This window comes from Streptomyces sp. NBC_01508 (genome assembly GCF_045040315.1).
Lineage (GTDB): Bacteria > Actinomycetota > Actinomycetes > Streptomycetales > Streptomycetaceae > Streptomyces.
Map to the genome: position 1 here is coordinate 2,065,486 of NZ_CP109419.1, position 11,636 is coordinate 2,077,121.

Consider the following 11,636-nt stretch of genomic DNA (forward strand, 5'->3'; position numbering starts at 1 on the left):
TGCGATGGTCATCTGCCTCACCTTTTCACCCGAATGCCCCAGGTCAAGTACCGGCTCGCCGCATACCACCGCCGCTTGTCGTCCGCGGCGTCAACCGCCAGCCGTCACCGCGCCGTTCGACGAACCCGAGCGAGTGAAGTTCGTACAGCTTGGCGAGAGCCTCATCGGCCGTCGTCGCGGTCTGCCGCGCGATGTCCCGCGCACCGAGGGCGCCACGCGCGGGCAGCGCGTCGAGGATCCGTCTGCCGAGAGGATCGAGCAGGTCCCTGGCCACGACGGGGCCGCGTCTGGTGGGTGCGAGATCGCCCATGTCCCCCACCAGCTCGGCCACTTCGGCGGCGTCCGTGACCAGCACGCCTTCGCCGCGCAGCAGTTCGTGCACCCCGGCGGAGAGGCCGCTCGTCGCCGGGCCCGGCACTCCCATGGTGAACCGCCCGAGCCGCAGTGCGCTGCGGGCGGTGACCAGCGAGCCGCTGCGGTACTCGGCCTCCACCACGACCGTCCCCCGGGTGAGTGCGGCGATCACACGGTTACGGAGGACGAACCTGCTACGGGTCGGATGATCGCCGGGCGCCAACTCTCCTACGACCAGGCCCTGTTCTGCGATGCGGCGCACCAGTTCCGCGTGTCCGGGCGGATAGACCACGTCGACGCCGCAGGCGAGGACGGCGACGGTCGCGCCGCCGGAGGCGAGTGCGCCCCGGTGGGCGGCTCCGTCGACCCCGTACGCCGCTCCCGACGTCACCACCCAGCCCCGCTCGGCCAGGCCTGATGCGATGCTCGCCGCCATGTGTGCCCCGTACGGTGTGCAGGCCCTGGCACCGACGACGGCGACGGAGCGCAGGGCCCAGAGCCTCAGATCGGGCCTGCCGCGGACCCACAGCCCGATGGGGCGTGCGGTACCCAGGTCGTCGAGTTGGGTCGGCCACTCCTGGTCGCCGGGGCAGACGAACCGGCCGCCGATCCCCGCGACGACCGACAGGTCGTGCTCGGGGGCGGCTGCCGCCGCGCGGGTCCTGAGGCCGCTGACGCGGCGTGGGCCGATCTCCCCCAGGGCCTCGTCGTCGGTCCTGTCGGCGGAAGTGAGCAGGTCCATCAGCCCTCGGGCGCCGTACTTGCGCAGCCACCGCCCGCCGTTCTCGTCGCCGGGCTCGATCACTCGGGTCAGAGCGGCCCGTGCCAGTCGTTCGTCGGCGCCGATTTCCGTCGTCATGACACGCCCCCGATCGCGGCGCCGGCGCCCCGGGCGATGCCGGTGCGCAGTTCCAGCGCCAGGCCCACGTCCCGACCGTCGGGCCGGTCGCGTCCGGCGAGGTCCGCGACCGTCCACGCGACTCGCAGGACCCGGTCCAGGCCGCGGGCCGTGAGCAGTCCCCGTTCGAGGTCCCGCTCGGCGGCGTCGAGTGCCCCGGGCGCGGTGAGCCAGCGGGTACGCAGTTCATGACCGGGCACTTCGCTGTTGACCGTCCACGGCGTCCCCGCCAGCCGTCCGGCCGACCGCAGCCGGGCCGCCCCGACGCGCTCGGCGACGACCGCCGTCGTCTCACCCCGGCCGCCCCGGCCCATCAGATCGGCGCGGTGCACCGGCTGGACCTCCACCCGCAGATCGACCCGGTCGAGCAGCGGGCCGGACAGTCGCGACTGGTAGCGGCGGATCGCCGAGGGCGGGCACTCGCACCCGGCGCCGTGCAAGGTGTGGCGCCCGCAGGGGCACGGGTTGGCGGCGAGGACCATCAGGAAGCGGGCGGGCAGCCGTACGACTCCGGCGCTGCGCGCGATGACCACCTGCCCCGATTCGAGGGGCTGGCGCAGCGCGTCGAGGGCCTTGCCCGAGAATTCCGGCGCCTCGTCCAGAAAGAGCACACCCTTGTGTGCCAGGGACACCGCTCCCGGTCTCGCCAGCCCGTTGCCGCCTCCTACGAGGGACTGCATGGTCGCCGAGTGATGCGGGGCGCAGTACGGCGCCGTACGTACGAGCGGTTCGCCGGGCGGGAGGATCCCGGCGACCGAGTGCACCGCCGTGACTTCGACGGAGTCCTGCCTCGTCAGCGCCGGCAGCAGTGCGGGCAGCCGCTCGGCCAGCATCGTCTTGCCCGCGCCGGGTGGCCCTTGCAGGAGCAGGTGATGTCCGCCCGCCGCGGCGACCTCCAGGGCGGTGCGGGCTCCCTTCTGTCCCGCCACGTCGGCGAGGTCGGGTCGGTGCGTACCCTGCTGCCCGAAGCCGGGGGCCAGCCCCGTTCCCACCCCGGCGCCGGGCACCATCAGGCCCGCGAGCATGGGATCGGGCCGCCCCTCCTCGGTGACCGTGGGCTCCTCGGGCACCGGTTCACCGGTCAGTACGGCGATGAGCTGGCGCAGGCTCCGTACGCCGAGCACGGACACTCCCGGTACCAGTGACGCCTCGCCCGCTGTCTGCTCCGGCACGACCACCTGGTGGTAGCCGGCCTCGGCCGCCGCGAGAACGGCGGGCAGGATGCCTCGTACCGGACGGACTCTGCCGTCGAGACCCAGTTCTCCGATCAGCACCAGGTCGGCGATGGCCCGCGGTTCGATACGCTCGGCCGCTCCCAGCACGGCGACGGCCACTGCGAGATCGAAACCGGAGCCGCTCTTCGGTACGGAGGCCGGGCTGAGGCCCACCGTGAGCTTCTTCTGCGGCCACTCCGCGCCGGAGTTCACCACAGCTGCCCTGACTCTGTCCCGGCTCTCCACCAGACTCTTGTCGGGCAGCCCGACCAGGGTAAAGGCCGCCACGCCCGGTTCGAGATCCGCCTGGACCTCCACCACCACACCCTCGACACCCACCAGCGCCACCGAACACGCACGCGCGAATCCCATCAGGCCACCCCTCGGGCGTGCTCGACCACAGGAGCGCCGCGTCTGGGCAGCACCACCCCGATCAGGTCGATACGGACGCCGCCCGGGGGCGGCCCGCCGCACATCTCCAGCCAGCAGGCCGCGAGGCGCCTCAGGCGATCCACCTTCACCGGCGTCACCGCCGCCATCGGGTGCTCGAAGGAGCCTTCCCGGCGCGTCTTCACCTCACAGACGACCAGCACGTCCCCGTCGCGGGCCACGATGTCGATCTCGCCCGTCCTGCCGCACCGCCAGTTGCGGTCCAGCACGGTCATCCCGGCCGCTGCCAGCCGCCGTGCGGCCAGTCCTTCGCCGTACCGCCCCAGTGCCCCCGTCGCGTTCATGTCGGCACCACCTCCGGCACCGACTCTGGGGCGAAATCCAGAAGCGGGCGGATCTTGGTGGACAACTCATCGATTGTGGATAACTCCGTCACCCACCAGCGCACCACCAATCACACGGGCCGCAGGTGCCACGCAGACCCCGGTCGTCCCCGGTCGCGCCGCTCCCACCCGCCCCTGCCACTCGTCCCCCGCCGACCCACACCGCCCTCCACCCGCACCGCCCGCGTCGGCCACCTCAGCCGCCCGGCAGCTCCAAATCACTCTTGTTCAGCTCTTCGATGTTCACGTCCTTGAACGTCAGTACCCGCACCTGCTTGACGAACCTGGCCGGCCGGTACATGTCCCAGACCCACGCGTCCGCCATCGAGACCTCGAAGAAGACCTCACCCTGCACCGAGTGCACCTGCATCTCGTAGTCATTGGTGAGATAGAAGCGGCGTTCGGTCTCGATCACGTATTTGAACAGACCGACGACATCGCGGTACTCCCGGTAGAGCTTCAGCTCCATCTCGGTCTCGTACTTCTCGAGGTCCTCGGCGCTCATGGCATGTTCCCCTTCAGCCGTACGTCCCCCTATTGTGCTCCGGCCCCATACGCCCCTAGACGATTTCAGAGGCGAGAACCACCGGTGCACCCGGAGGACCCTCGTCGAGCAGCGTGCGCAGCAGCCCGGCGAGCCTGGTCGGATACACCGTCTCACGCGCCGTCGACAGTTCGGCGGAGGTCCACCACCTCAGCTCCGCGACACTGCGCCGCTCCAGCTCCGTCAGCCCTTCGACGGTGGTCTCGGTCTGCGCCGTACGTGCCAGGAAGTACCACTCGTCCTGGTCCCAGCGCCGCCCGTCGAACGGAAAGGAGCAGGTACGGTGCCAGAGCACCGGCCCGAGCTCGACCTCCCTGATACCGGTCTCCTCGGCCAGTTCGCGCAGGGCGGCCTCCTGCCGCGTCTCGTCGCCCTCCAGGCCGCCGCCGGGCGTGAACCACCAGTCGTTCGCAGGGTCGCCCGGCTCGTACCCACGCATCAGCAGAATTCGGTCGTCCGGGTCGAGCAGTACGACCCGCGAGACCTTCCGCAACGCGTCACCGGACACCGGTCGACACCTCCCCGTCGGTCCGCCCCGTGGGCCCCGTACGCCGCGCCCCGCCGAACCGCCGCACGAACGGCCCGTACGCCGCGCCGCCCAGGATCAGCACTGCCCCGAGGATCACGGAGCCCACCAGCGGTGTCACCGGTCCCGGCTCCGACACCCCGCCCGGCAGCGCCGCGAACGCGCCCGGGCGTTCGACCAGGCCGCCCAGCGGCCACGCGACGGCGTCGATCCGCGCCGTCACCGTCGAGCGCGGCACCGAGCCCTGCCCCTGCTCCTGGAGGTGGACCCGGGAGTCCAGCGACCCGCCGCGTTCGTCGCCGAGGAGGAACAGTTGTCCCTTCGGGACCGTCGCCCCGAAGCCGGTGGTCGAAGCGAGCCCGCCCGGCATCCGCCGCACGTACGGTTCCTCGATCGACTTCCCGTTGATCGTCAGGCGCCCCTTGTCGTCGCAGCAGGCGACCTTGTCGCCCCCGACGCCGACGACCCGCTTCACCATCGGCATGTCGCCCCACTGCGCGTCGTTGAAGACCACGACATCGCCACGCCGCACCTGGTCACCGGATATCCGCTGCGCCAGGACCCGGTCGCCGGCCTTCACGGTCGGATCCATGGAATCCGTCGGCACCGTGTAGGGCTGGTACTCCACCGCTCCCCAGACGAATCCGCCGAGGAAGAGCACACTGCCGACGGCCACGGCCAGCCCCGACAGCACACTGCCGAGGCGGCCGTGGCCGCCGTTCGTACGTCCTGTCCCGCTCATCCCAGCCGTCCCCCGTTCCGGAGAATGATCATCGCCGGATCGGCGATCTGGGACGGCACCCTACCCGTCGGTACGGCCGCCGGTCAGCCTTCGCCTGCGCCAGAACACCAGCGGCAGGGCGCCGGCGACGCCCAGCACGGCAGGAGCCCCCGCCGCCGCGACGGCCGCCGCGTTGAGGCCCCGCTGGTCGAACGTGTCAGGCACGGGAAGCGTCGACAGTCGGTCGAGGGGCCAGGCGATGACGACGGCACGGCCGACGACCTCGTCGGTGGAGACGGTGCCGTGCCCCGGCAGCTCCTGGTGGTAGCGGGAGTCGAGCGAATTCTGCCGGTGGTCGCCCATCACCCAGATCCGGCCGTCGGGCACCGTGATCGGTCCGAACGGCTCGTCGTCACAGGCGCTGTTTCCGGGGTAGATGTACGACTTCTCGTTCAGCGCCTTCCCGTTGACCTGGACACTGCCGCCCTTCTTGCACTCCACCGTGTCGCCGCCGACCGCGATGACCCTTTTGATGAGGTCCTTCTCCTCGGACGACGGCATGAGGCCGATGAAGCTGAGGAACTTCTGCGCCACATTGGGCTCGGGGGCCTGCGTGCTGTCGAGCCAGCCGCCCGGGTCGTGGAAGACCACGACCTCGCCGCGCTCGGGCTCCGCGCCGAACCACGGCGTGAGCTTGTCGACGAGCACCCGGTCGCCCCGTTGCAGGGTGTCCTGCATCGAGTCCGAGGGGATCGAGAACGCCTGCACCAGGAAGGTCTTGATCAGCAGCGCGAGCAGCAGCGCGATACCGATCAGCAGAGGCAGTTCCTTCCAGAAGGAACGCTGCTTCCTCACGTCCGAGGCCCCGTCGTCGTCCGGCTCGCCGTCCGGCCGCTCCACCATCTGGTCCTTCATGTCTGCGGACGCGCCGGCGGATGGGGTCTCCGCGGCGGAACCGGCAGAACCGACGGAAGGCTCGGCGAGTTGCTCGGGCCTGTCCTCGGGCTCACCGTGTCCGGATCGTGCGCCGACGGCCAAATCCCCCACATCCACTCCTCACTCCGTGCAACTGCCCGCTCCGGAGACGGAGCAGGCCCACTACTCCCATAACGAGCGGGAGTTCCGCAGGGGTCGGGAGCAGGATCATTCCGTTCGGATCCTGAGAGGACACACTATTCGACGGGCCGAGCGCCGTGGTCGGTGCGGCGCGCGCATCCGGTACGGAGGCGTACGTCTCCGGCTCCTCCAGGCGCCGCCAGTGGCCCAGCGGCCAGGCGATGACGACGGCCCGTCCGACGACCTCGTCCTCCGAGACGGTGCCGCGGAACTCCTCGTCGAGATGGAAGCGCGAGTCGGCCGAGTTGGACCGATGGTCGCCCATCACGAAGATCCGCCCCGTCGGCACCTTCACCTCGAAGTCGAGCTTCGACGGCGGGTTGCCGGGATTCAGATACGGCTCCGTCAGCGGTACGCCGTTGACGACGATGCGCCCGTCCTTGTCGCAGCACTTCACGGTGTCGCCGCCCACAGCCACGACGCGCTTGATCAGGTCCTGCTCGTCGGCGGACGGCAGCAGTCCGATGAAGGTGAGGGCCTGCTTGACCTGCTTGACGACGACCGGATCGTCCGGGGGGGCCTCGGTCTCGTCCTGGAGCCAGCCACCGGGGTCCTTGAAGACCACGACGTCGCCACGCTCGGGGCGGGAACCGAACCAGGGCGTCAGCTTGTCCACGAGCACCCGGTCGTCGATCCGGATCGTCTGCTCCATGGAGCCGGAGGGGATCACGAAAGCCTGGACGAGGAAGGTCTTGAGCACGAGGGCGATCAGCAGCGCCACGGTGATCAGGAGCGGGATCTCCGTCACCGCGGAGCGGCGACGGCGCCGTTTCACCCTGCGTGCGAGCCTGCGCCGCTCCGCGCGCCCCGGCAGGGCGCGTTCCGCGGTGGGTCTGGTGCCTGTCGGCAGCCGGGTGTCGGCCCGGTGGCCCCCGGGCCGTCCTCGGTTACCCATGGGCGCCGTCCGGATCTCGTACGTCCCAGAAGGCGTCGGTGGGCTCCAGCGAAGCCCAGCGACCCAGCGGCCAGCCGATCCAGTCCACCCGCCCGATGACCTTGCCGACGGGCACCGTGCCACCGCCGGGCTGCCCCAAGTGGTCACGTGAGTCGCGGGAGTTGCTGCGGTGGTCGCCCATCACCCAGAGGGTTCCGGAGGGTACGACGATGTCGAAGGGCGCGCTGGACGGCACGTCGCCGAAGTGCACGTACCGCTCGTCGATCGCCCGGCCGTTCACCTCGACCTTGCCCCCCTTGTCGCAGCAGACCACCCGGTCGCCCCCCACGCCGACGACACGCTTCACGAAGTCGGTCTCGGCAGGCTCGGCGAGACCGAGGGCCGCCGCCGCCCCGTGTGCGAGCCCGGCGAGGGGGTTCTCCCGCGCGGGCTCCTGGACGAAGGACCCGGTGCCGTCGAAGACGACCACATCACCGCGTTGCGGTTCGGTACCGAAACGGTACGCCAACTTGTTGACCAGCACCCGGTCCCCGACCTGGAGGCCCGGCTCCATGGAGCCGCTGGGGATCAGGAAGGGCTGCACGACAAAGGCGCTGAACAGCAGGAGAGCGGCCGTGCCGAGTACGCCCAGCGTCGCGGCCCGGCGCCACGACAGGGTTCGCAGAAATTCGGGGAATCGCGCCATACGCACGGAGCGCGACCCCTCTTCCTTCCCTGTGGCGGGTGTGGAAGAGGGGTCGCGCTCCAAGTGCTGTGGTTCGGTGTCCATCGGGCTCAGAGCCTATCCGGCCGTGCGGTGGCACCGTGCGCGAGTTCGAGCCTGAGCTCAGTTGTCGCGCTTCTCCTTGATCTTCGCGGCCTTGCCGCGCAGCTCACGGAGGTAGTAGAGCTTGGCGCGACGTACGTCACCACGGCTCACGAGCTCGATCTTCTCGAAGATCGGGCTGTGCACCGGGAAGGTACGCTCGACGCCGACGGAGAAGGAGACCTTGCGGACCGTGAAGGTCTCACGGACGCCCGAACCCTGCCGGCGGATGACAACACCCTTGAACTGCTGGATACGGGAGCGGTTGCCCTCGATGACCCGTACGTGGACGTTCACGGTGTCGCCGGGACGGAACGCGGGGAGGTCGCTGCGCAGCGACGCCGAGTCGACGGTGTCGAGCAGGTGAGCCATGATGATCTGCTTCCTCGCTGATGCCACAGGTCATCAACGGAATGTCGAAAGGAAAATTCGGAGCGCCGTTCGCGTCGGGTGGGCGTCGTTCCCCCTGTGGCAGGGGCGCGCACCGGACGTACGGCAGCGGCTCATTCTTCCACGGCCTCGGGCCTGCGCCAAAATCGGCCACCGGGCTCCGGGGCCCAGCCCATGATGGAAAGCAGCTCGCGGTCCTTCTTGTCGAAGGCCGCGGCGTCACAACGCTCGATCATGTCGGGCCTGTTGAGAGCTGTACGCCGGAAAGCCTCGTCCCGCCGCCAGCGCGCGATCCTGCCGTGATGACCGCTGAGCAGAGTGTCCGGAATGGTGCGCCCGCGCCATTCCGGGGGTTTCGTATAGACCGGGCCTTCCAGCAGGTCGGCCATAGCTCCGGGGGCGAACGAGTCGTCCCGATGGGACTCGGCGTTGCCCAGGACGCCGGGCAGCAGCCGTGCGACGGCCTCCATGATGACCAGTACGGCCGCCTCGCCGCCGGCCAGGACGTAGTCGCCGATGGACACCTCGTACACGGGCATCCGAGTCGCGTACTCGTCAACGACGCGGCGGTCGATGCCCTCGTACCGGGCCGGCGCGAAGACCAGCCAGGGCCGCTCGGAGAGCTCGACGGCGAGCTCCTGGGTGAAAGGGCGCCCGCTGGGGGTGGGAACGACCAGGACAGGCGCGTGTGCGCCCGTCTCGTAGCCGTTCGCGATCGTCTCGTCCAGGGCGTCGCCCCAGGGGCCGGTCTTCATGACCACGCTGGGGCCGCCGCCGTAGGGGGTGTCGTCGACCGTGTTGCGCCGGTCGTACGTCCACTCCCGGAGGTCGTGCGCGTGGACGTCGAGGCGGCCACGCGCACGTGCCTTGCCGACGAGGGACACGTTCAGCGGTTCGAGGTACTCGGGGAAGATCGTGATCACGTCCGCCCGGAGTGTGGTGGTGGATTGCGTCATGACGAATCACCCTTCCCCGCACCGTCGGGGCCACCGCCATCCGCGCCGTCGGGGCTGTCGGCACCGTCGGTGGCGGCGGCGACGACCGCGCCGTCGTCGATGAGGCCGGGGGGCGGGTCGATCACGGCCCGCTGCTCCACCAGGTCGATCTCGGTCACGATCTCCTCGACGAAGGGGATCATGACCTCGGTGCCGTCGGGCCGCTCCACGATGAACAGATCCTGCGACGGGAGGTGGGTGATCTCGGTGATCCGGCCGACCTCCGTGCCGTCGCCCAGGACGACGTCCAGATCCATGAGTTGGTGGTCGTAGTACTCATCCGGGTCCTCCGGCATGTCCTGCGGGTCCACCTCGGCGATGAGCAGGGTGTTGCGCAGGGCCTCGGCGCCCGTACGGTCGCTCACCCCCGCGAAGCGCAGCAGCAGCCTGCCGCTGTGCACCCGGCCGGTCTCGATCGTCAGGGGGCCCGTGGAGGCCGGTTCGGTGGCAAGTACGGCTCCGGGGCCGAGCCGCAGCTCGGGCTCGTCCGTACGCACCTCGACGGTCACCTCGCCCTTGATGCCGTGGGCACGGCCGATCCGCGCGACTACCAACTGCACTTGCACACGCCCCTGTTCTTCAACATCTTCAACGTCTTCAACTTCTGCGGCTTCTCCGGCATCGGCGCGTCGGCGGAGCGACCCCGCGGCGTTCCGCGTCCGTGCCTCGAAGACGGCAAAGACCGGGGAGGGCCATGGCCCTCCCCGGTCTTTGCCGGTTCACAACTCTGTCAGCGGACCTGGTCCACGTCGACGAGGTCGACGCGGATGCCACGGCCGCCGATCGCGCCCACGACGGTGCGCAGGGCGCGTGCGGTGCGGCCGTTGCGGCCGATCACCTTACCGAGGTCGTCGGGATGGACCCGTACCTCGAGCACACGGCCGCGGCGCAGGGTGCGCGAGGCGACCTGCACATCGTCCGGGTTGTCGACGATGCCCTTCACGAGGTGCTCGAGAGCCTCCTCGAGCATGCTCAGGCCTCGGTCGGCTCAGCGGCGGGCGCCGAAGCAGCGGCGTCGGCGTCGTCCGCCTTCTTGTCCGCCTTCTTCGCCTTCGGGGTGATGGCGTCACCCTTGGGCTCGTCGCCGTCCTTGGTGAGCGCCTCGAAGAGGGCACGCTTGTCGGCCTTCGGCTCCGGCTGGAGCAGCGGCGCCGGCGCGGGCAGGCCCTTGTGCGCCTGCCAGTCGCCCGTGAGCTTGAGGATCGCGAGAACCGGCTCGGTCGGCTGGGCGCCGACGGACAGCCAGTAACGCGCACGGTCCGAGTCGACCTCGATACGCGACGGGTTCTGCACCGGGTGGTACAGGCCGATCTCCTCGATCGCCCGGCCATCACGGCGGGTGCGGGAGTCGGCGACGATGATGCGGTAGTGAGGCGAACGGATCTTGCCCAGACGCTTCAACTTGATCTTGACTGCCACGGAAGTGGTCTCTCCTGGATCTTGACGTGGTTGGGCACATCGACATGCCGCGTGGGGTTGCGGTACTCGTGTGCCCGATGGACGCGTCAGCCGGAGGAGAGAGGGGTCCTGTGCGACTGTCGAGTACAGCTGGCCATTGTGCCACACGCCTGAGGCGCGCCGCGCCCCGCCCGACCGGGGCAGCTCCTGACGAGGGGCGGCTCCGGGGCCGGGCGGACAAACGGTGGTGCTCAGCTCGCAGCGGCGACCACTTCCGGAATGCGGAACGGCTTGCCACAGCCGCCGCAGACGATCGGGGCCTGGGCGAGGACCGACGGAACGACGCGCACGTTGCGGCCGCAGTCGCAGACCGCCTTCACGCGCACCCCGCCGCCCGACGAGCCGTGCCGCGCGGCGGGGCCGCGGAAGCTGCGCTCGGTGTCGGACGTCGTCGCGACCGTGTGCGCCGCGAGGGCGCGCTGGAGCCGCTCGATGGTGGGGCGGTAGCGCCGTCTCGCCTCGGGGTTGAGTGATACCAGGGAGAAGCCGCTGCTGGGATGCGGCTCCTCGGAATGGTCCAGGCCCAACTCCTCGGCGATCGCAAGGAATCGGCGGTTGTGGTAGCGGCCGGCTCGGGAGGTGTCTCGGACCCCCCGGGCGGCGGCGATGCCATGGACTGCCTCGTGAAGCAGTCGTTCGAAGGAGAGCTCGGCGCCGCAGGCGGACGACGATTCTCCGATCAGGGACTCTGGCGCGGCAAGATCGGGCAGCTCGGTGTGGTGCCGCTGAATCTCGGCCCACGCCTGCGCCAGCTCTGCGGCGAGAACAGGTGGTGTCGTGCTCACGTCGTGAACAACGAGCCTGGACCCTCCCGGGTTCCATTCCGGGGCATCCCAAATATTTTGCACGTACCCGTCAGTTGCCATTGATGCGTCCTGACGAGGGCGGGTGCGTAGATCTGCGGAGAAGCCTCGCTTCTCGCCACAAGGCGGTACGTAGTGTCGGCT

The 11,636-nt window shown here is 70.1% G+C and carries 15 protein-coding genes; all 15 read right to left on the reverse strand.

Annotated features, from left to right (window positions below; all coding sequences use genetic code 11):
- Window positions 1-43 precede the first annotated feature (43 nt).
- Window positions 44-1,213 (reverse strand): DNA-processing protein DprA, encoded by a 1,170-nt coding sequence (gene dprA / locus OG700_RS09250; RefSeq protein ID WP_405611694.1) that lies wholly within the window; start codon window positions 1,211-1,213, stop codon window positions 44-46.
- Complete coding sequence (locus tag OG700_RS09255; protein WP_405611697.1) at window positions 1,210-2,838, reverse strand: YifB family Mg chelatase-like AAA ATPase; 1,629 nt, start codon at window positions 2,836-2,838, stop codon at window positions 1,210-1,212. The genes dprA and OG700_RS09255 overlap by 4 nt, the downstream gene beginning before the upstream one ends.
- Window positions 2,838-3,200: a YraN family protein gene (locus OG700_RS09260; RefSeq protein WP_405611700.1), complete on the reverse strand. Its 363-nt coding sequence runs from the start codon at window positions 3,198-3,200 to the stop codon at window positions 2,838-2,840. Before OG700_RS09260 ends, OG700_RS09255 begins: the two co-directional genes overlap by 1 nt.
- Window positions 3,201-3,435: 235 nt before the next feature.
- Entirely contained in the window at window positions 3,436-3,744 is a 309-nt protein-coding gene (locus OG700_RS09265) for a DUF2469 domain-containing protein (protein WP_003965949.1), read from the reverse strand.
- A 55-nt stretch (window positions 3,745-3,799) separates the two neighbouring features.
- A complete protein-coding gene (locus OG700_RS09270) occupies window positions 3,800-4,291 on the reverse strand; it encodes an NUDIX hydrolase (RefSeq protein WP_405611703.1) in 492 nt (163 codons plus the stop codon).
- Window positions 4,281-5,051: a signal peptidase I gene (gene lepB / locus OG700_RS09275; protein WP_405611705.1), complete on the reverse strand. Its 771-nt coding sequence runs from the start codon at window positions 5,049-5,051 to the stop codon at window positions 4,281-4,283. Before lepB (OG700_RS09275) ends, OG700_RS09270 begins: the two co-directional genes overlap by 11 nt.
- A gap of 60 nt (window positions 5,052-5,111) precedes the next feature.
- On the reverse strand, window positions 5,112-6,068 hold the full coding sequence (gene lepB / locus OG700_RS09280) for a signal peptidase I (RefSeq protein ID WP_405621546.1): 957 nt from the start codon (window positions 6,066-6,068) through the stop codon (window positions 5,112-5,114).
- Window positions 6,037-7,041, reverse strand: a complete 1,005-nt coding sequence (gene lepB / locus OG700_RS09285; protein WP_405611707.1) for a signal peptidase I — start codon at window positions 7,039-7,041, stop codon at window positions 6,037-6,039. Before lepB (OG700_RS09285) ends, lepB (OG700_RS09280) begins: the two co-directional genes overlap by 32 nt.
- Complete coding sequence (gene lepB / locus OG700_RS09290; protein ID WP_405611709.1) at window positions 7,034-7,810, reverse strand: signal peptidase I; 777 nt, start codon at window positions 7,808-7,810, stop codon at window positions 7,034-7,036. Before lepB (OG700_RS09290) ends, lepB (OG700_RS09285) begins: the two co-directional genes overlap by 8 nt.
- A gap of 57 nt (window positions 7,811-7,867) precedes the next feature.
- The gene (gene rplS, locus OG700_RS09295) at window positions 7,868-8,218 is read right to left on the reverse strand and encodes a 50S ribosomal protein L19 (protein ID WP_385798545.1); all 351 of its coding nucleotides are present in this window, start codon (window positions 8,216-8,218) and stop codon (window positions 7,868-7,870) included.
- A gap of 131 nt (window positions 8,219-8,349) precedes the next feature.
- Window positions 8,350-9,192 carry a tRNA (guanosine(37)-N1)-methyltransferase TrmD gene (gene trmD, locus OG700_RS09300; protein WP_405611711.1) on the reverse strand — a complete coding sequence of 281 codons (843 nt, stop codon included), beginning with the start codon at window positions 9,190-9,192 and terminating at the stop codon, window positions 8,350-8,352.
- Window positions 9,189-9,791, reverse strand: coding sequence for a ribosome maturation factor RimM (gene rimM / locus OG700_RS09305; protein ID WP_405611713.1), 603 nt, complete (start codon window positions 9,789-9,791; stop codon window positions 9,189-9,191). Before rimM ends, trmD begins: the two co-directional genes overlap by 4 nt.
- Window positions 9,792-9,961: 170 nt before the next feature.
- On the reverse strand, window positions 9,962-10,201 hold the full coding sequence (locus OG700_RS09310; protein WP_003980229.1) for an RNA-binding protein: 240 nt from the start codon (window positions 10,199-10,201) through the stop codon (window positions 9,962-9,964).
- A gap of 2 nt (window positions 10,202-10,203) precedes the next feature.
- Window positions 10,204-10,650: a 30S ribosomal protein S16 gene (rpsP, locus tag OG700_RS09315; protein WP_405611715.1), complete on the reverse strand. Its 447-nt coding sequence runs from the start codon at window positions 10,648-10,650 to the stop codon at window positions 10,204-10,206.
- 230 nt (window positions 10,651-10,880) lie between these two features.
- Window positions 10,881-11,474: a hypothetical protein gene (locus OG700_RS09320; protein WP_147878267.1), complete on the reverse strand. Its 594-nt coding sequence runs from the start codon at window positions 11,472-11,474 to the stop codon at window positions 10,881-10,883.
- Window positions 11,475-11,636: the final 162 nt, after the last annotated feature.

Coding starts and splice junctions, on each gene's coding strand:
- rplS (WP_385798545.1), bottom strand. CDS start 8,218: ATGGCTCACCTGCTCGACACCGTCGACTCGGCGTCGCTGCGCAGCGAC.
- OG700_RS09260 (WP_405611700.1), bottom strand. CDS start 3,200: ATGAACGCGACGGGGGCACTGGGGCGGTACGGCGAAGGACTGGCCGCA.
- lepB (WP_405611705.1), bottom strand. CDS start 5,051: ATGAGCGGGACAGGACGTACGAACGGCGGCCACGGCCGCCTCGGCAGT.
- lepB (WP_405611709.1), bottom strand. CDS start 7,810: ATGGACACCGAACCACAGCACTTGGAGCGCGACCCCTCTTCCACACCC.
- dprA (WP_405611694.1), bottom strand. CDS start 1,213: ATGACGACGGAAATCGGCGCCGACGAACGACTGGCACGGGCCGCTCTG.
- OG700_RS09310 (WP_003980229.1), bottom strand. CDS start 10,201: ATGCTCGAGGAGGCTCTCGAGCACCTCGTGAAGGGCATCGTCGACAAC.
- OG700_RS09265 (WP_003965949.1), bottom strand. CDS start 3,744: ATGAGCGCCGAGGACCTCGAGAAGTACGAGACCGAGATGGAGCTGAAG.
- OG700_RS09255 (WP_405611697.1), bottom strand. CDS start 2,838: ATGGGATTCGCGCGTGCGTGTTCGGTGGCGCTGGTGGGTGTCGAGGGT.
- trmD (WP_405611711.1), bottom strand. CDS start 9,192: ATGACGCAATCCACCACCACACTCCGGGCGGACGTGATCACGATCTTC.
- lepB (WP_405611707.1), bottom strand. CDS start 7,041: ATGGGTAACCGAGGACGGCCCGGGGGCCACCGGGCCGACACCCGGCTG.